Genomic DNA, 20,356 nt, shown 5'->3' with positions numbered 1-20,356 from the left:
TTACATCAGATTACTCATCTGATATTTTATCCGAAGATAATGAGCGTAATGCCGGCGGTTACTATTCCTGCACAGAGAAGTGGCACAGTGTAGTGCATTCCTACTTTTCGTATGTTTTCTCCTGTGGTTCGGCTTATTATCCAGAAAAAAGGGTCTGTTACGAAACTAAACATCATACATCCTGCTGCTGTCATCAGGACGAGAGGAAGTGCAGGGACTATTGTTGCGATCTTGGTCCCGGCAAGCATTGATGCAGTTATTACCGCTGATACAACTCTGGAACCCTGGGCCGCCTGAAAGAGTGCTGCGATGACAAAGGGTACGAGGATTGCCGGGAGGATGGTGGAAAGGGAGGGCAGGGTGGCAGCAATTCCTCCCTCTGCTGCAACTACTGCCCCGAGACCCCCTGCACCACAGAGATCAAAGATAATAATGCCTGCATGCCTGGTGCCAGATTCCAGTGCAGGAATGCGTGATATTGCGGGTGAGAGAACTATCGCACTGCAAAGACCTGCAAAGAGAGCGATATTGATGTTTGCAAGAATGGAAAGGGGAGGAATGAGGTGACCTGCCACAAGACAGGCGACCGGCAGGATGACGGGTGTCCATGCCTGCTTCCGACTGCCGGGAGTTGTCTCTTTACTCTCTGGACTGCCGGTGCTGCATGCATGATTCCGCCCTGCGAGGTATGTTGCAATGATGAGCGCCAAAAGGGAGAGGGGTAACGCGGCCTCCAGGTAACTGCCGGGGAAAAAATCCCCTGGTTGAAGAGTTTTTGTTATTGCATAGGTGACCGGAAGGGGATAGAGAAAAACAAATGAGATGACTGATCCACAGGCCGCTGCATAATAGAGTGATGTGGTGCAGTGCAGTTTTTTCCGGATACCCGCAAGCACAGGTGTGAGGACAATAAACGGTGTAATACAGCACATCATGGGTATTGAGAGCAGATATCCGGCGAGGGCTGCTGCGGTGACTGGCCGGTGAGAAATCCGTCCGATATCTTCCACAATGCGTTCTGCGCCGCCATCCCGTGCCAGAAATTTGGCGATGACAGATCCACAGTAGACTGGTATTCCGAGGAGTGCAAAAAGTGCCCCGGCGCCGCCTGTAAATGCTGCAATCGCGCTCTCGCCCATACCTGTGAGGAGTCCGAAAAAGAGGGCCCCCCCGGTGAGTGTGAGAAATGGCGGGATGGCATGTCGGGCCGCCAGAACAGCGATTATGGCTATTGTGAGAATAATTGCAATTATTGCGTCCATCTTATATTCCCGGTAAATTACGCCTTCGTATTCGTTCCTCTGCACAGTCGCAGTATTCATGGTCTATCTCAAATCCGATGTAGTGAACGCCGAGGGTGATGCATGCAAGGGCAGTATTCCCGATGCCCATGAAGGGGTCACAGACTACGGTATCAGGCGTCTTTCCATGCAGGCGGATACACATCTCAGGCAGTTTTTCCGGGAAACTGGTGGGGTGTGGCCGGGATGATCGGATTGTTTTGTATGGGATGAACCAAACGTTGCCCCTGTCGCGCAGGTCTTGTGTTGCCTGTTTCCAACGGCCGATATTTGTTTTGTCCTGATATTTTACCCCGACTGCAAGTTTATCCAGTTTCGTTGTGCCCGCCGGTGTGAAATGGAAGATATGTTCGTGGCACTGGCTGAGATACCGTTCTGAATTTACCGGTTGATAGTGCCCGACGGAGATGTCATCCCTGATGACATCATAATTGCCGGCGTCTTCCTTTGCAATGGAGATGGACTTCACCCAGTGGATAACATTCTGAAGGACGTAGTCTTCCCTGAATTCCTGCATGACATCATAGGGCACCCATGGTTCGCGTGGTTTTCCACCTATATTGAGAAAAAAAGAACCATCCTCGCGGAGGACACGACGCGCTTCATGCGCTATGTGGTGCATCCAGTCCAGATATTCGTCATAGGGCATGGTGTCATCATGGGTTGCGTACGGTTTGCCGATGTTGTATGGTGGTGATGTTACAATGACGTCCACGGTGCCGTTTTTCATCCGTTTCATGCCTTCAAGGCAGTCCATCCGGTAAATTTGGTTTGTCTCTATGGATGACGGTATTTTCATGCACACCCCTGAATCTATCTGATATATTCCCCCTCATCAGATTTATGGGGCATGATTGGTGGATGTCTGGCGTTCAAAGAAAGGTGCAAGTACTTTCAGGTGAAATATTTCCTCAGGTGAGAATATCTCAAAAGCAGTGCTTCAGAGACGGTTGAGTCAATTGGAAGAGGAACGTGCTCTTCTCGAAGAATATCCGGTTGATGAGTATGCTGAAATTGTCCGTGAAACCGGGTTTTCATGCACCTGCTGTGGCCGTTGCTGCACGAAGGAAGTTAATGACCATGTATTTTTACTGGATGATGATGTGCGCCGCATTCGGGAAGTGCACCCTGATGTTGTGGTGCCTGCACCATATTTTGAAGCGTGTGATCAGAATGGGCGGTTCTATGTTTCCGGGTATGCCCTCAAGACTAAGGATGGGAACGTCTGTACATTTTTGAATGAATCCGGACGGTGTCGTATCTATGCAGATCGTCCCCTGATATGCCGCGTCTATCCATACATGCTGCATAGTGAGAGAAATGCATCCGGAAAAATGCGGATGTGTCATATATCTGGTCTGAATACTCATGGTGAGTACAATGTCCCTATGACTCCTGAAGAGGCATTGGGAGTGGCAGAAGAGACTGCCTGCTATGAAAAGGCGTATCTGGATCAGCAGATTGCATTTTTCCGGGCGCTTATTTTTCTTTTTGAAAAAGAAGGACTCCGTTATGTCCGCCGAACATATGATCTTGCGATGCGGGACTTCTGTCAGGGTGATGCGGTGCCAATAATGGTCTTTTGTGATGGCCGGTTTGAAGAAACGGTTGTCTCTCGTGAGATGTATTAATAAGTGAAACCGGTAGAGACATGCACCCTTTTTTTATCTGCCGCTCTGATGTATGTATAGATGGGTAAACGTTCACGTCTGGGAAAGTTCGGCATCTTTGTAGTTCTTGTTGTGGGTATTTTTGGTGCCCTGAATTATAGTGAGGATATCCTGCAGTTTGTACCGTCCGGGATTGCAGGATCCGATGACGAGGGGCTTGTTGTCGGTGCATTCAATGTGCAGGTCTTCGGTACCACAAAGGCTGCCCGGGAAGATGTAATGGATGTGCTCGGAAAAACCATCCGTTCGTATGATCTCATCGCCATTCAGGAAATTCGTGACAGTTCCGGTACTGCACTTCCTGATCTCTTAGCTGAGGTGAACAGCGATGGATCACGGTATGCCTACGTGGCCTCAGAACGACTGGGCAGGACGGTATCAAAGGAGCAGTATGCATATTTCTATAATATGGATACGGTGAGACTCCTGGGCGTCCCACAGACCTATCCGGAACCGGAAGGGACGGATCCATTCCACCGGGAACCGTTTGTTGTCTGGTTTGAAGGCATCCAGGATCCTGTCAGTGCGGTCTGTGCAGTTATCCACACCGACCCTGATGAGGCAACAGAAGAAATTGACAGTCTCACTGATGTTGTGGAATGGATCTATACTGCCTATCCGTCTGAACCGGATGTGATTGTTATGGGGGATTTCAATGCAGATGGCAGGTATTTTGATGAGGATTCAGAATCTCCTCTTCGTGCATCAGGGTATCACTGGCTGATAGGAAATGAGTATGACACTACAACAGGCAGTACTGTGATGACCTATGATCGGATTGTCATTACACCCTCACTGGATGATGAATATAGTGGGAATGCTGGTGTATTCCGGTATGATGATCGGTTTGGAGTTGTCCCTCCCCTGCTGACGGGTGTCTCAGATCATTATCCGGTATATGCAGTCTTTACAACAGGTGATGTGATCGGTTCTTCACTGACAGCCCCTGCTACTATGACGTCTCTTTCCACGACTCCACCTACACCTCTGGTTCCTCCCGTTGCTCCCTCTGTTGCCCCGGGAGATAACTCAGGGGAATCTGTGTATATTGGGAATGTGGCAATCACCGGAGTCAGTCCGGCTGACGAATGGGTGACAATCCAGAACACCGGTAATCTTTCACTGAACATAACCGGGTGGGTTCTTACTGATGATACCGGAAGCAACCGTTTTATCTTTCCTTTTCACTACCTTGGACAGGGAGAAATGGTAACAGTGTATACCGGGACGGGCACACCTGCCACTGGTATGCTCTACTGGGGACGTGCACAGGACGTGTGGAATAATGATGGAGATACGGCATATCTGTATGAGCCCGGGGGCGAGCTTGTTTCATCTTTACACGTCGCTACTGCCTGAAAAATACTTTCACCCTGCACGGCGGGTGTTTTTGTCCTGAACGGGGCAATAAAGAGATGGGGAGGAGGACACCCCCATTCAACACCTCTGCATGCGAGGGGAATTCACCGCATATTAATTCCTCCCGTATGATTAAGTCTGCTCCAGACTTCCAATTCACAACTCCTTTCTTTTTATCCGGGCATGTATTTTGAATACAGATATAGTGATTCTGAATGTATATGTCCGGAATTGTCCTGTGAGAATTCAGGAGCATGCAAAGAATTCAGGACTGTATTGTGAAACGGGCCAAATATCTGTAATGTGAGAGTTGCAGGCTAAATGGTTTTTGGGCCTGACTGTATGTATCAAAGGTGACTACAGGAAAAAAGAAAAAGAAAAACCCTGTGACCGGGTCATACCTAATTTCTGAACAAAATCTGTATGTTACAGGACTCGGCTTCAAAGAAATCTTTGCAGAATTCAGCCATAATCTCTGGAGGATATTCCTTACAGCTGAAGATATCAAGATATGCCGCATTTGTTTCATTGGCAAAATGTCCTGATATCAGGGAGGTTTCAATCAGCTGGGTCATGGAATATCCGGCAACCCGATCATTTGGACCAAAATGGACGACCTGTGTCTCACCAAATGGTTTCATGTCAATGAGTTCACACAGCTGCGCTACGAACTCACGTATCTTTTCCGCATCCCGGATGGTTTCCGGGTTACATTTCTTGAGGTCGACTGCGGTCGCAAGACCCCAGGCATCCGACTCTCTGAACTGTCTGATGATTGCATCATCAGATGTGGATACTACTGTTACCTGTTCCATGTCTACTCCGACATAATGTTGTATCAATACATCGTTTAATTGAAGATTTAATAGTTTGGTAGATTCTAATCGTGCCGAAATCTGTTTATTCGAATTTATGGCTTTTAAATTTAAAAATAATGGCTAAAATCTTTTATTTTTTGAATTGTTCCAATTAACCGTGGTTTTAAATTTTAAATTTTATTATGAAAATTTTCCGATATATCTAATTTTGCCATAAATGAACCAGGTACGCCCCCCAGTGTTTTAAATTGCCTGCAGCATAGTGGCGATGCAGGTGGGTGCTCGTATGGGTCTGCGCAGATCGCGTTGCGTGGTGTTTGCATTTGTGGTCCTGTATGGGTTTTTTCAGGAACGACTCATGGGGGGTGCCGCACATTAGGAACATATGGGTAAAAAAGGATTGGAGGGGGAAATTTAGAAGATATGCACAGACTGTGCCATAATGGTAAGATATACTGTGTCGCCAATTTCAGCTTCAAGGGATTGCCATCCCTGTCGGGTAACTGCAGCAATGAAAGGGAGGCCGGTATCAACGCTGATCCTCACCATTGAGCCGTTATCTGCCACATCGGTGATGGTTCCCGCAAAGGAGTTCCGTGCCGTGGACTCGAGTTTTGTGCAGGAAACCATGATGTCTTCCGGGCGGATGGTGGCTGTTACATTGGTATTGCCCGTGCAGAGGGATGAACAGATGATATGAGTGTTCTCTGCTCCTTCAACTGAGATCTCAGAAAGTCCTTCGGTTGTTTTGCATGTGCCCCGGAAGATATTCTGCACTCCAACGAATTCTGCAATAAATTCAGAATTCGGGTGCCGAAATACCTCGTCTGGTGTCCCTACCTGCATCATCTTTCCCTGATGCATCACCGCTACCCGTGAGGCAAGGGAGAATACCTCCTCAAAGTTGTGAGTGATGTGGATGATTGTTGTCTTGTATTTGGCATGCAGGCGTCTAAGCTCAATCCTGAGACGGTCTCGTGTCTGCCCGTCCAGTGCACTTAGGGGTTCATCTAAGAGTAGAATGGATGGTTCAAGGACAATTGCCCGTGATATTGCCGCTCGCTGTTGTTCTCCTCCGGAGAGGGTGTCCGGATAGCGGTGGAGCAGATGTCCGATACCAAAAATATCTGCCACCTCAGCCACCTTTGTTGAAATTTCTTCCGCCGGAAGTTTCCGGTTCTTCAGGCCGAATCCGATATTTTCTGCAACGGTCAGATGGGGGAAGAGCATGTAGTCCTGGTAGACCATTGTGATGTTTCGTTCACGGGGAGGGACGAAGGTCACATCGCGGCCATCAAGGACGACAGTGCCTGAGTCCGGTGGGTATACCCCTGCGATTGTCTCAAGAAGGATGGTCTTGCCAGCGCCGGTTGGCCCGATGATAACAAAGTACTCGCCGTCTTCGACAGTGAGGGAAACATCGTCGAGGATGAACTCGCCTAAATCTTTTGAAATATGTTCTATTGTTAGCATGATGTTCACCCGGGTTAGAATTTGGCGGATCCTCCAAAGTATTCAAAGACGTAGAGAGATACCACCGATATCACCATCAGAATGATTGCAGCAGATATTGCCATCTCCAGTTCACCGCAGGACATGTTCAGGTAGAGCGAAATGGGTAGTGTTTCTGTCTTCATCCGTGTTGCGCCCGCAATCATTAGTGCAGCACCAAACTCACCTATGCCCTTTGCCCAGGTGATAACAGCACCTGCAAGAAACCCATGGGCTGCCATTGGAATGGTTACCCGCCAGATGGCCTGCAGATTCGTACATCCGAGTGTGCAGGCCACATATTCATAGCGTGGGGAGATGTCCGTGAATGTGGAACGCATAATTCGCAGCATAAACGGCATGTTCACGAAGAACTGTGCGATGATGATGCCAAGGGGGGTAAAGACAAAGACAATTCCTATTGATTCAAGGAAGTCACCGAAAGGTGTGGTTCCGAAGAGGAGCAGGAGTCCCACACCAGCAACAAGCGGTGGCAGTGCCAGGGGCATGTCGAGGATGGTGCTCACAAAACTTTTTCCCCAGAAGTTATACCGTGCCAGTGCATAGGCGGCAGGGACTGCGATCAGTATGCACAGGAGGGTTGATATGATGGATGTGGCAAGACTGAGGTAGATAGCAAATTGGATCTCCTTGGTCATCAGTGAATCAACCACTGCTGAAGGTGATGGGTGGGTTACCACCAGAAGCAGCAGAGCGATGATAAAGCCGGCAAGTACAAGACCTACAGCGATGCTGAGAATTTTTACCCAGTTACGTCGCAGGTCACTTTTCACGATTGGTTCTCTCCTTGTCTCTCAGGCCTTTAGGGGTGGCATTCCATGCACCGATGTCGTCCATGTGGGTGTTGTCCACCCATCCGTTCTCGACCTCCTCGCGGTGGTCGAACTGATGCACATAGGGTTTGATGTCAATAAGTGGTGTTCCGTCCAGGATATCCACCTGTTCGATCTCCAGGATGTTGTCATGCACATCCAAGAGTTTCACGATGGAAAGTCCAATGGGGTTTGGTCGGTTGAAGTGGCGGATGGCAAAGATGCCGCGTTCCTTTTCCCCGTCCAGAAATGGCTTTTGGGTCAGGTTCTTTCCGGTGGCCCGGTCAAAGTGATAGAGGAGAATCAGGTGGGAAAATGATTCAATATCCCGCAGTCCTTCTTCAAATTCTTTAAATACTTCAATCTGCCCACGTGAAGGGTTGAATATTCCCTGAATCGGGGTATCCTCATGTACTGTGTGTTCAGAGTGGATGATTCCAATTGGTTTGAATATAATGTCTGTCATGTAACGTACCTCTTGTTTATTTTTTGCCGGATGCAGCCATAATTGCTGGTGTATGGATAGATTTCGTTCATCCGAAAAGAGAGTGCCTGAACAATATTCCGGAAATGTGCCTCTGTTTGTCTCCCGATTTTTTAGGGAAGGAAAGGTTTTCTCCATTGTTTTATGGTATCTCAGCAAAAAAAAAGAAAAATCAGGCATCCCCATATTTTGCTGAGGGGTATGTCTCAAATCCATGTTTTACAAATATTGCTTTTCCTTCGTCAGATGCGACGAAATCAGCGAATGCTTTTGCTTCTGTCGGTTTTTTGGAGAATGAGAGTGTGGCCACCGGGACGACCTTGACAAATCCTTCTTCCTGGGGTATGTCTATCTGTTCGACATTGGGGCTGCCGAGGAGGTCCTCCCAGATAATAGAAGCATCGGCCTGACCCATATTCATATAGACAATCAGTTCGTTCACGGTGGCGGAGCGCACGATGATGTTGTCCTGCAGGTCTTCCCAGAGTCCTGCCTTATCATAGATCTGTTTCGTGGCCTTTCCGACTGCATTGGCGGTAGGTTCACCGATGGCGACTGTCACGCCGTCCTCAGTGAGATCTTTGAGGCAGGTGATGTTTTTCGGGTTGCCGGGTGCGACTGCAAAGGCGAGCACGTGGTAGATGACGTCCTCGCTTTCGTCAATAAATCCTTTTTCAGTGGCAGAATCGAGGTATGCCTTTGCACCGGGCATGTAGCAGTCCCCTTCCTGGAGCAGTTCCATCTGGGAGAGCAACTGCGCTGATCCAGCGTAGGTGTATTTGATCACAGTGCCGGTCTGTTCTTCGTAAACCTTCGCAATCTCATCCATTGGTTCACGCAGTCCAGCGCCGGAATAGACAATAAGTGATTTTTCTTCAGTGGTTATTTGTCCTGCATTGTCTGCAGGGGTTGCCTCAGATGTGCATCCGCATGCCATGCAGAGGCAGATGGCTGCAATGATGGCAACGAATGTCCAGTATTTATGACTCATATGTTCACAATTTGGGAGTTGATTATAAAAAAGAACGTTGATTTGTAGGCGAGTTAATTGGATGTGGTTAACTTGGTATTCTGGATGAATTGTCCGTTATTTTTTGAATACGGGGTTGATATGGGCTTTTTTGAAAATGGCACATTTCAGTGGGCGTTCCCACTCAATGGGTTTCGCGGAATTCTGGCCGGTATCATGGTCTGAGATCAAGATTGGATATTGGCGAAAAAAGAAAAAAGTGTTATGCATCCCCGTATTTTGCAGAGGGGTATGTCTCAAATCCGTGTTTCACAAAGATAGCCTTGCCATCGTCGGATGAGACGAATTCAGCAAAAGTCTGTGCATCTTCAGGGTTTTCTGAGAATGAAAGGGTACCAACGGGAATAACTTTGATGAAACCTTCGTCAATAGGGATGGCAACCTTTTCCAAGTCTGAGTTATCAAGGAGGTCTTCCCAGATGATAGCGGCATCTGTCTGGTCCATGTTCATGTAGACCAGCAGCTCGTTGACAGTACCGGACTGTACTACGATGTTGTCCTGCAATTCTTCCCAGTAGCCTGCTTTCTCCAGCATCTTCTTTGATGCCTTTCCAACAGCAGGTCCGGTTGGTTCACCAATAGCAACACGGACACCGTCATTGGTCAGGTCATCAAGGGTGGTGATATTCTTTGGGTTACCCGGGGCCACAGCGATGGCAAGCACGTGATAGATGGTTTCCTCGCTGGAATTGATGAAACCCTTCTCTGCTGCGGAGTCGATGTATGACTTTGCACCAGGCATGTAACAGTCTCCTTCCTGCAGGAGTTCAATCTGTGAGAGCAGCTGTGCTGATCCACTGTATGTGTACTTGATCTCAGTGCCGGTCTTCTCCTGATATACCTGTGCAATCTCGTCCATTGGTTCACGCAGGCCTGCGCCGCAGTAGACAATAAGGGATTCTGCGGACTCAGTCTCTCCTGCAACAGGAGTGGTGTCTGCACCAATAGTGGTGGTGTCTGCTGGTGTGGTATCGGATGTGCATCCGCAGACCATACAACAGGCAAGTGCCACAATTAACAGCACTGCCGGGAGGTAATTTCTACTCATATGTTCATATGTGTGGTTCCTGGAATAAAAATGGGGTTGACTTGTCCTGGAGTTAATTAAATTAGATTATCTTTTTTTACATCCGTAACAATGGTTTGGGGCAGAATGTTCGGGAAAATAAGCATTTTTGGAATTTTTAATGCCATAAAATCACTCATTCCAACTAAATGGCAGCAATATAGAATATAAGGCGAATGTGGGGGAGGAGGCCACCCTTGCCTGTGGGATTGTGTTGTTGCTTCTTGCTGTGGTATGTATCTGAGGTGCACTGCTCCGGATGTTTTCACCCAAAAAGGATCTCCGGAAATTTGTGGAAAAAAAAGAAGAATTCAGTTTTATGATGCATTTCAGATGATACTGAGAATATCTTCAAACGATGCATTTTTGGGAACCCATACAGTCTGTCCGGTAAAATTCAGGCCATCTGTATCCCTGAGTTGATCCAGTGCGTACACTCTGGGTCCATACTGGTAGTCTGCCTCCTGGGACCACCATGCCGGATAGCCGGACTCTTCAACATTCTCGTTTGTTGGATCGGTAATAAGACCGTTTGAATATTTGACCACAAGCATTCCGGAGAGTGCCTGCCATTCATCGATGATCGTATCGCCCCGTTCAACTGTGAAGGTGGTGAGAAGCTGGCGTGCTCCAGCCTCGTCTCCTGCCTGAATCAGTTCAACTGCCTGTGCATCTGTTACTTTAACCGCTTCGATTGACTCTGATTCTAGTTCAGACTGTTTTTGCTGAATATCAACAATCATTGCATCGTAGCGGAGCATTGCCCAGTTGGTGACAAAATCAAAGGTCCAGTAGGCAGATTCCGGATCATACACTTCTCTGTCGCCGGTGGCATAGGGGACTGATACGTTTTCAGCACCGGCATACATTGGTGCGTATACGGTTTCGTATGCGACAGCCGGGCCAAACCAGAGCACTCCGCCAACAGGATCGGGGAGGTCGGCACGTGCCTGTGCCACATAGCTGTAGGCACAGAATACTGCAGAAACAGGCCGTGGGTTTGCACCGGGACGGACTTCAATGAACGTCTCATTCTGGAAATCGGTGTGGGCGTCAGATGGCCCGAGATAGCGGTATGGATTGCCAAAGGGTCCTGCGGCAACGCCTGTGGTCAGATCAAATTCTGTCCCTTCGTAATGGTCACGGTAGAGTGAGAACGCGGTTGTCAGGTTGACTTTTTCGTCCGGTTTAATGGTAAATGGATATGCCTCTGTGTAGGAGTCCTCCACATACGGGCTCAGTTCAAGGGAGGGTGCAAGTCTGTTCTGAATGCTCCATACCCGCATGAGGGAATAGTATGGGTGGGAATACTCGCCATAGCTTGTTGCTTCCAGCCAGTCGAGTGTTCCGTCAGCGGGTGACCACATGCCATTTTCTTCGACAATACGGAAGAGATCTGTCGCATAGAGCATATCAGGGTCGTTTGGAACAATTTCACGAATTCGGAATTCATTTCCTTCCACAAAGACTTCTCCATCGGGTATCTTCTCTGCAACCCAGAGGCCGCCGGTGCCTTCCGGATTGGAACACATTTCAATGACCCATGCTTCCTTTGGGTCAGCGAAGATGAGTGTCTCGCCGGTGCCGTAGTAACCATATGACTCAATCAGTTCACCGACCAGTTCAACTGCCCCACGTGCAGTTGTGCAGCGTTCAAGGGCAATGTTGGAAAGTTCAGACGAATAGAAGATTCTCTTTCCTTCCTCTGCACCAAGCTGGATTTTGGCATAATCAGTGCATTCGCCGCTTAAAAGCTGATGTTCGTTCATCATCCCATAGGATGCGGTGTAGTAGGCATAGGTGTGGGGCACCTGGTCGATATATCCAAGGATTGTCTCGGAATTGCCTTGTGCTTTATTGCCGGCTGCATCAGAACCGCTGTTGGGATCGAATGCAATAGGCCGTTTATCGCCCGTAGCATGGTCTGCGGCAGGGATATAGATGAGGCTGATGTCGTCATAATTTCTCCAGTCAAAGCCGACACCGTCATTCGTGTGACCGACATACATGGAACCATCCTCTGAGGCACCGGGAGTAACAGCAAAGATTGTGCATGCGGATACGGGTGCTGATATTAGCATGAATACCAGCAAAATAGTGAATATGCCTGGTATAATATGTAATTTGGTTTTTAATTGATTCAGCATAATAGAAAATACGGAATTGACAGGTAAAATGGTATTCATTTATTTTGGGGTGTTTTGAGCGGCAATATGGGTTACTGTGTTCGTTCCTGTGCGTCGCTGAATGATTTATTTGCCGTGCAAATTAGGTGAAGACAGCACCTCGCTACTATAGTCAAAAGTCCACGTTGACTTTTATCGGTTTTATGTGATGGCTGCAGGTATCATGCTGGTTTTTTATGGAGTTGAACAATCTCTCCAGCGTCAGGATTATCCCTTTGGAATGTGAGAGAACAGACTGAGTAACCACAAAGATGAAGTGCCCCCTTTCTCAATCAGAAACCAATGGATGATTCATTATTTTTTCCATATTTGAGGGCCTGTCCAGACAGGGTCCTGGCGACGACAGATGCAAAAAAAGGCATTTGAACTATCAGAACTGAACACGGAAGGTGCTGAGATTCTGGATATTGGATGCGGAAGCGGGATGCAGACCATCGCACTCGCAAAACTATGCACAGAGTGCATCATTAATGCCGTTGATATTCATCAACCTTTTTTAGATGACCTGAAAACGAGCGAGCAGAGAAGAACAATCTCCAGTCACGGATAAGAACGGTCTGTGCTTCCATGGATGAACTTCCCTTCGAATACGAAAAATTCGATCTCATCTGGGCGGAAGGATCAATATTCATCATCGGAATAGGGGATGCAATTATGAAATGGAAGAATTACCTGAAACCGGGCGGAAAAATTGCATTTACCGATGCGGTATGGTTTTCCGATACTCCGTCCCCGGAGACTGAAACGTTTTTTAAGGAGACATATCCGGATATGAAACGGGAGGATGAGGTCTGCCGTATTCTTGAATCTGAGGGATTTTCAAATATTAAGACGTTCAGACTCCCTGAATCCGCATGGTGGGATGATTACTATGTCCCTCTTAAAAAGAGGATTCCGGAGTTGAAGGAACAGTATACCGGCACTGAAGAAAAAGGGATGCTGGATCACGTGATGACTGAAATTGAAGTGTTTGAAAAATACCCTGCTGAATATGGCTATACATTCTTCATTGCAGAAAAGAGCGGAATGTAATTGTTTGGATACATCCGTTCTTATCCATTTTTACGTGGGTGGTAATTGCTATAATGACTGAGGTATTGCCAATCTGAAATCCTGACCAATCTCTTCTTTCAGAATAATCAGGCTCAGATGCTGATGCAGGGAATAATTATTCTTTGAAAATTTGGAAGAATGGAGAGGTATATGAAAATTTCTGATGACGTCGATATAGTTTTTCACAAGATTGATGTACCTGTTCTCAGACAGTTTTTCGGAACTCCAGGGTATATTTGTGGTTAAATGACACTGGAGTTTTCTTAGAGGATTTCCACAAGACCCAAATAATGATTATTTATTGTGGATGACAATCGAACCACCACAAATGCCTGTGGTCAGATCCTCATCGTCGGACTCCCCCGGCTGATTATCATAAACAACCTCATCGTTGTTATCTAAATTCCAGATCTTAATCCTGAATAAGTCCACATCGGTGCTTGATGTCAGCTTCTCATCAGTAGCAGTCAGCATAAACCCATAGTTTCCGTGGTTGTTGATTGTACCTCTCCCTATGTATTTTGCATTAGGACACTCAACCAACAGCCACTGGTAGTCAGTGGAATGGAAATTTAGATCTGCAACTTTAAATTGGAATTCTGTTTCACCAGTGGGTACATCAGTTCCTTTCTTGTATTTGGAGACAAATCCAAAGGTCACTTTGCCATTAAGTTCTGGATTGGGATAATATGCTCCATTCGGGGATTCAATCCACCCACCACCGGTAACAAAACCGCCATCAGGATCATATACAACAATGTACTGGGTAGAAATTTCCTCATCTTCACCGCCATCATCATCAGATACAACAACACGCAACGTGTAGACACCGGGGTTCTGATAGATGTGCGAAGCGATTTCATTTGTATCGGGTGGTGCAAGACATTCAGAGATGGAAATATCTCCATCACCCCAATCCCATGTAAGGGTGATCCCGTCAGCGCCAGGATCAACAAAAATTGTAGATACATACACGTTCTCGCCAACAGAGACTGGATCTGCAGGCATCGAGAGTGATTCAATCGTCGGTGCGACATTAAATACGTTTATTTCTGTAGATGTTGAGCTGTTGTCTCCGTCATCATCAAACACAGTAAGCACGATGGTGCTGTTGAAATCATCTTCCCAGATGTATTCCAACGTTTCACCAGTGAAATCAGTTTCACCGTCCCCCCCTATATCCCAAATATACTCCACAATACTGCCATCAGGATCGGTGGAATTCTCCGCGGAGATGATAACCATTGTTCCTTCAGCAATGGTGTAGGGGCCGTTTGTCCGGGCGAACGGTGGTCGGTTTATCACAGTAACATTGAACATATCACTTCCCATTCCACCGTCATCATCAGATACCGTCACATTGACCTGGAAGAGACCATGGTCCATGTAGGCATGATCCCCTATAACCTGGCCTTCAGTTTCATCGATGATTATCGACTCTTCCTCGCCGTCTCCCCAATCAACAAATGCGAAGTGAAGATCAAGAATGCCTGGATCGGTAAATGAGGAATTAAGGGCAAAGGTTTCATTTGTATATACCTCAATATCACCGCCGGCATCAACATCCGGTGCGATATTTAAAACTTTAATGGTCGTTGTTGCAGTGTCTGTTTCACCATCAGGATCGGTCACAGTCAGACAGACCATATATTCGCCATTGCTCGGATATAAGTGTTCGACCTGCATGCCAGAACTTGTTTCTCCGTCACCAAAGTCCCAGTTATAGGAGATTAAATCGTCATCGGGATCCGATGATGTGCAGGCATTGAAGCTTATGTTTGCGCCTTCATCACACGCAGTATCGACTGTGAAAGATGAAATCGGGGGTTGATTGCCTGGTAATACTGTGATGGTAACATCCGCTGTGTCTGTCAGATCGCTGTCGGAGACCTCGAAATGGACTGTGTGGGTGCCAATCTGGGATGTGTCGGGTGTCCAGGTGAAGTTCTGATCGGTGAACTCGGCCCCGGAGGGGAGATCGAGCGCCGAATAGGAGAGCGCATCGCTGTCAGCATCGGTGGCGTTCACACGGAATGTGAGTTCATCGCTCGTACAGACGGTCATGTTCCCTATTAGGTCCTCTATTGGATCGAGAACCGGGGGCTGGTTGCCCGGTATGATCTTGATCGTAACGTCCGCAGAATCGATAAGCTCCCCATCGGAGACCTCGAAATGGATGGTGTGGTTGCCGACCTGGGATATTTCTGGCGTCCAGTTGAAGATACAGGTTTCAGTGTCAAACAGAGCCCCTTGCGGAAGGTCGGTAGCTGTGAATATGAGTTGATCAGAATCCGAATCCACTGCAGATAGGGTGAACTCAATTATTTCACTTGCATTTATCGCTATTTCTGGGATGTATTTGAATTTTGGTGGGTGATTCTCGACTCTTATGCCTGTCGAAAAGAAATACACATATCCATTCTCACTGGCCGCTGCGAGTTTTGTCCCATCGTTGGAAAACGATATGCCTGTATTCGATCGAATGGGTTTTCCTGTTTCATATTCCCACAGCACATCCCCATACCGGTTCAGGAGAATAACCGTTCCTGTACCTATCCCGAGAGCAACATACTGACCGTCGTCGGAGATGGCGGATGCGGACACATAACTGTAGCCGATGAGGGTCCCGATCTGGTGCTCCCAGAGGAGATTGCCCTGAATATCGAAATAGTGCAGGCAATATTCACTGTCCGCAATAACATGAGTTCCATCGTGTGAAACCGCAACATGATAGCAGCAATCTCGATCCCGGACTACATCGTGAGGACGGTATTTCCACAAAAGGGTCCCGTTTTTGGCATATATACAGAGATCAGTATCCAAGTTCGAAAGAGCGATGTACTCCCCGTCGCCTGACATCGATATTCCCTCATAATAGACATACATAGGGTAATTGTGCCAGAGTTCGGTTCCATCTCCATCGAAGAAATAAACGGTGTAATCGTTTTGGCAGTAGGCTGCGATATACTCCCCGTCATCGGATATTGCTAATGCATAGAATATGTCATCTTCTGTCTGACTGCATTCGTAGCTCCAGATTATATTCCCGTCTTTATCAAATTTGAACAGGCTGTCTCCCTCTCGCTGGCTCGGTGCAACAACAAGAGAGTTCCCATCCCTTGAAAACTCCGGTTCTTTGATGTATCCGTAGTAGGTACTGAATGTGGAATAGTTCCAGAGAGATTCGCCCAACGCATCAAAAACGAAAAGATCGTATCGGCCGTCAACGGCAACCAACTGTCCGTCGTCAGAAGGGGTCACCAGAGTAATCTGGTTCGGGACATACGGAAGATCGTCATATTTGTGGTTGGTGAAGTTCCAGAGTTTTGTCCCATCGGAGTCAAAATAGTACGCGGTATTAATGGTATTTGCACCTACGTATTGGCCATCACCGGAGAGATCAACCGAATAAACATTGCCACCGAGATCCTTGCACCATGCCAGATGATCGCTTATCAGTACAATATCGATATTCTCACCATCGGTTAGTTGGCCATCACTAACTTCAAAATGAATCTGCACATAGGTTTTGTTCTCTTCAGCTGGTTTCAGAGTAAACTTTTTTGTCACTGTATCGAAATTTGCTCCGGGGGGGAGGTTCGTGGCGGTATAGGTAAGGGAATCACCATCAGGGTCTGTTGCAGTGATGAAGAACTCAAGTGTATCACCTGGCTGGAGTATTTTATTACCGATAGACGTGAGCACCGGCACCCGGTTAACATGATTCACCGTGATTGGGATATCTATACTCGCGGTGAATTTTCCATCATTTGCGTCAATATGAACGTTATATGATCCAGACTGGTCATACATCGGTGTCCAGTTGAATATCCATGTTGCAGGATCAATTGTGGGCGAAATAGTTGCCCCGGAAGGAAGCCCACTCACCGTCAAGTCAAGAAGATCGCCATTCAAATCTTTTGCAACGACACTGAATTGGAGGTTCCCGTTTTCATCAACGACTTGATCACCTACTGGTTCGATCACAGGGATCTGGTTAACAGGATCACTGTCAAATAAGTACACATATCCATTCTCACTGGCCGCTGCGAGTTTTGTCCCATCGTTGGAAAACGATATGCCTGTATTCGATCGAATGGTTTTTCCTGTTTCATATTCCCACAGCACGTCCCCATACCGGTTCAGAAGAAGAACTGTTCCTGTACTGGTCCCGACGGCGACATACTGGCCGTCATCGGAGATAGCTGATGAGAGCACATGACTGTCACCGTTGAAGGTCCCGATCTGGTGCTCCCAGAGGAGATTGCCCTGAATATCGAAATAGTACAGGCAATATTCACCGTCCGCAATAACATGAGTTCCATCGTGTGAAACCGCAACGTGATAGCAGCAATCTCGATCCCTGACTACATCGTGAGGGCGGTATTTCCACAAAAGTGTCCCGTTTTTGGCATATATACTGAGATCAGTATTCAAGTTCGAAAGAGCGATGTACTCTCCGTCGCCTGACATCGATATTCCCTCATAATAGACATACATAGGGTAATTGTGCCAGAGTTCGGTTCCATCTCCATCGAAGAAATAAACGGTGTAATCGTTTTGGCAGTAGGCTGCGATATACTCCCCGTCATCGGATATTGCTAATGCATAGAATATGTCATCTTCTGTCTGACTGCATTCGTAGCTCCAGATTATATTCCCGTCTTTATCAAATTTGAACAGGCTGTCTCCCTCTCGCTGGCTCGGTGCAACAACAAGAGAGTTCCCATCCCTTGAAAACTCCGGTTCTTTGATGTATCCGTAGTAGGTACTGAATGTGGAATAGTTCCAGAGAGATTCGCCCAACGCATCAAAAACGAAAAGATCGTATCGGCCGTCAACGGCAACCAACTGTCCGTCGTCAGAAGGGGTCACCAGAGTAATCTGGTTCGGGACATACGGAAGATCGTCATATTTGTGGTTGGTGAAGTTCCAGAGTTTTGTCCCATCGGAGTCAAAATAGTACGCGGTATTAATGGTATTTGCACCTACGTATTGGCCATCACCGGAGAGATCAACCGAATAAACATTGCCACCGAGATCCTTGCACCATGCCAGATGATCGCTTATCAGTACAATATCGATATTCTCACCATCGGTTAGTTGGCCATCACTGACTTCAAAATGAACCTGCACATAGGTTTTGTTCTTCTCAACTGGTGTCAGAGTAAATTTTTGTGTCACTGGATCGAAGCTTGCTCCGGGAGGGAGGTTCGTGGCATTATAAGTAAGGGAATCGCCATCAGGGTCTGTGGCGGTGATGAAGAACTCAAGCGAATCACCTGGCTGGAGTATTTTATCACCGATAGACGTGAGCACTGGCACCCGGTTAACATGATTCACCGTGATCGGAATATCCACGCTCGCGGTGAATTTACCATCATTTGCGTCAATATGGACGTTATATGATCCAGACTGGTCATACATCGGTGTCCAGTTGAATATCCATGTTGCAGGATCAATTGTGGGCGAAAGAGTTGCCCCGGAAGGAAGCCCACTCACCGTCAGGTCAAGAAGATCGCCATTCAAATCTTTTGCAACGACACTGAATTGGAGGTTCCCGTTTTCATCAACGACTTGATCACCTACCGGTTCGATCACAGGGATCAGGTTAACAGGATCACTGTCAAATAAATACACATAGCCATTCTCACTGGCTGCTGCGAGTTTTGTCCCGTCGTTGGAAAACGATATGCCTGTATTCGATCGAATGGTTTTTCCTGTTTCATATTCCCACAGCACGTCCCCATACCGGTTCAGGAGAATAACTGTTCCTGTACCTGTCCCGAGAGCAACATACTGACCGTCGTCGGAGATGGCGGATGCGGACACATAACTGCAGCCGATGAGGGTCCCGATCTGGTGCTCCCAGAGGAGATTGCCCTGAATATCGAAATAGTGCAGGCAATATTCACTGTCCGCAATAACATGAGTTCCATCGTGTGAAACCGCAACATGATAGCAGCAATCTCGATCCCGGACTACATCGTGAGGACGGTATTTCCACAAAAGGGTCCCGTTTTTGGCATATATACAGAGATCAGTATTCAAGTTCGAAAGAGCGATGTACTCCCCGTCGCCTGACATCGATATTCCCTCATAATAGACATGCATTGGGTAATTGTGCCAGAGTTCGGTTCCATCTCCATCGAAGAAATAAACGGTGTAATCGTTTTGACAGTAGGCTGCGATATACTCCCCGTCATCGGATATTGCTAATGCATAGAATATGTCATCTTCTGTCTGACTGCATTCGTAGCTCCAGATTATATTCCCGTCTTTATCAAATTTGAACAGGCTGTCTCCCTCTCGCTGGCTCGGTGCAACAACAAGAGAGTTCCCATCCCTTGAAAACTCCGGTTCTTTGATGTATCCGTAGTAGGTACTGAATGTGGAATAGTTCCAGAGAGATTCGCCCAACGCATCAAAAACGAAAAGATCGTATCGGCCGTCAACGGCAACCAACTGTCCGTCGTCAGAAGGGGTCACCAGAGTAATCTGGTTCGTGACATACGGGAGATCGTCATATTTGTGGTTGGTGAAGTTCCAGAGTTTTGTCCCATCGGAGTCAAAATAGTACGCGGTATTAATGGTATTTGCACCTACGTATTGGCCATCACCGGAGAGATCAACCGAATAAACATTGCCACCGAGATCCTTGCACCAGATCAAATTGTCAAACGAATCATCGGCATTTACACCCTGGAATAAACAAATTAGCAATAATCCAAAAATAATAATCGAAAAATTATCTTTCATTTTCGTCCCCCCATTTACGCTTTACCTGAAATCTGAAGAAGCGACGAAATGACTGAATGTGGCTAAAATCGCCATAATCAGAATTTATGTGAATTATTGACGATATTATCGGAGTATTGCAATTTTCATGTCGCTATTTAATCTGAGATGTTCTGCGATCTGATGTGTCAGGACGCAGTTCAAACTATCCTCTCATTAAATGTTTGGAATTATGTGTTTGTAGTATTTTAAATGTTTGATACAGTGTCTAATTGTGGCAATGATTTTATTATGAGTTTTGATTGGATATTTTAAATCTCCTGAAGT

General features: G+C 47.0%; 14 protein-coding genes. 4 read left to right on the top strand and 10 right to left on the bottom strand.

Annotated features, from left to right (window positions below):
* Positions 1-26 precede the first annotated feature (26 nt).
* Together L0665_RS03310 and L0665_RS03305 are read right to left on the bottom strand one after the other, a co-directional pair.
* The gene (locus tag L0665_RS03310; RefSeq protein ID WP_274924283.1) at positions 27-1,262 is read right to left on the bottom strand and encodes a GntP family permease; all 1,236 of its coding nucleotides are present in this window, start codon (positions 1,260-1,262) and stop codon (positions 27-29) included.
* 1 nt (position 1,263) lies between these two features.
* On the bottom strand, positions 1,264-2,100 hold the full coding sequence (locus tag L0665_RS03305) for a DNA-methyltransferase (RefSeq protein WP_274924282.1): 837 nt from the start codon (positions 2,098-2,100) through the stop codon (positions 1,264-1,266).
* A gap of 160 nt (positions 2,101-2,260) precedes the next feature.
* Between L0665_RS03305 and L0665_RS03300 the strand changes: the two genes are divergently transcribed.
* Positions 2,261-2,932, top strand: a complete 672-nt coding sequence (locus L0665_RS03300; protein ID WP_274924281.1) for a YkgJ family cysteine cluster protein — start codon at positions 2,261-2,263, stop codon at positions 2,930-2,932.
* A gap of 60 nt (positions 2,933-2,992) precedes the next feature.
* Positions 2,993-4,330 carry a lamin tail domain-containing protein gene (locus L0665_RS03295; protein WP_274924280.1) on the top strand — a complete coding sequence of 446 codons (1,338 nt, stop codon included), beginning with the start codon at positions 2,993-2,995 and terminating at the stop codon, positions 4,328-4,330.
* 401 nt (positions 4,331-4,731) lie between these two features.
* Here the strand turns inward: L0665_RS03295 and speD are convergent, their stop codons facing one another.
* From speD to L0665_RS03260, 7 genes are all read right to left on the bottom strand, one after another.
* Positions 4,732-5,145, bottom strand: coding sequence for an S-adenosylmethionine decarboxylase (gene speD, locus L0665_RS03290; protein WP_274924279.1), 414 nt, complete (start codon positions 5,143-5,145; stop codon positions 4,732-4,734).
* A gap of 417 nt (positions 5,146-5,562) precedes the next feature.
* A complete protein-coding gene (gene wtpC, locus L0665_RS03285; protein ID WP_274924278.1) occupies positions 5,563-6,621 on the bottom strand; it encodes a tungstate ABC transporter ATP-binding protein WtpC in 1,059 nt (352 codons plus the stop codon).
* Between the two features lie 14 nt (positions 6,622-6,635).
* A complete protein-coding gene (locus tag L0665_RS03280; protein ID WP_274924277.1) occupies positions 6,636-7,433 on the bottom strand; it encodes an ABC transporter permease in 798 nt (265 codons plus the stop codon).
* A complete protein-coding gene (gene tsaA / locus L0665_RS03275; RefSeq protein ID WP_274924276.1) occupies positions 7,423-7,938 on the bottom strand; it encodes a tRNA (N6-threonylcarbamoyladenosine(37)-N6)-methyltransferase TrmO in 516 nt (171 codons plus the stop codon). Before tsaA ends, L0665_RS03280 begins: the two co-directional genes overlap by 11 nt.
* Positions 7,939-8,128: 190 nt before the next feature.
* Entirely contained in the window at positions 8,129-8,947 is an 819-nt protein-coding gene (modA, locus tag L0665_RS03270) for a molybdate ABC transporter substrate-binding protein (protein WP_274924275.1), read from the bottom strand.
* Positions 8,948-9,188: 241 nt separating this feature from the next.
* Positions 9,189-10,034, bottom strand: coding sequence for a molybdate ABC transporter substrate-binding protein (modA, locus tag L0665_RS03265; protein WP_274924274.1), 846 nt, complete (start codon positions 10,032-10,034; stop codon positions 9,189-9,191).
* A gap of 347 nt (positions 10,035-10,381) precedes the next feature.
* Positions 10,382-12,133, bottom strand: coding sequence for a dipeptidase (locus tag L0665_RS03260; RefSeq protein ID WP_274924273.1), 1,752 nt, complete (start codon positions 12,131-12,133; stop codon positions 10,382-10,384).
* Between the two features lie 451 nt (positions 12,134-12,584).
* On the opposite strand from L0665_RS03260, the gene L0665_RS03255 reads away from it, so the two are divergent.
* Complete coding sequence (locus L0665_RS03255; RefSeq protein ID WP_274924272.1) at positions 12,585-12,788, top strand: methyltransferase domain-containing protein; 204 nt, start codon at positions 12,585-12,587, stop codon at positions 12,786-12,788.
* Between the two features lie 17 nt (positions 12,789-12,805).
* Complete coding sequence (locus L0665_RS03250; protein WP_274924271.1) at positions 12,806-13,270, top strand: class I SAM-dependent methyltransferase; 465 nt, start codon at positions 12,806-12,808, stop codon at positions 13,268-13,270.
* A gap of 315 nt (positions 13,271-13,585) precedes the next feature.
* On the opposite strand, the gene L0665_RS03245 is transcribed toward L0665_RS03250, so the two are convergent.
* Entirely contained in the window at positions 13,586-20,050 is a 6,465-nt protein-coding gene (locus L0665_RS03245) for a PKD domain-containing protein (RefSeq protein ID WP_274924270.1), read from the bottom strand.
* Between the last annotated feature and the right edge of the window lie 306 nt (positions 20,051-20,356).

The sequence above is a fragment of the Methanogenium marinum genome, assembly GCF_028912405.1.
Taxonomy (GTDB): Archaea; Halobacteriota; Methanomicrobia; order Methanomicrobiales; family Methanomicrobiaceae; genus Methanogenium; species Methanogenium marinum.
This window is presented reverse-complemented; position numbering and strand designations above follow the sequence as displayed.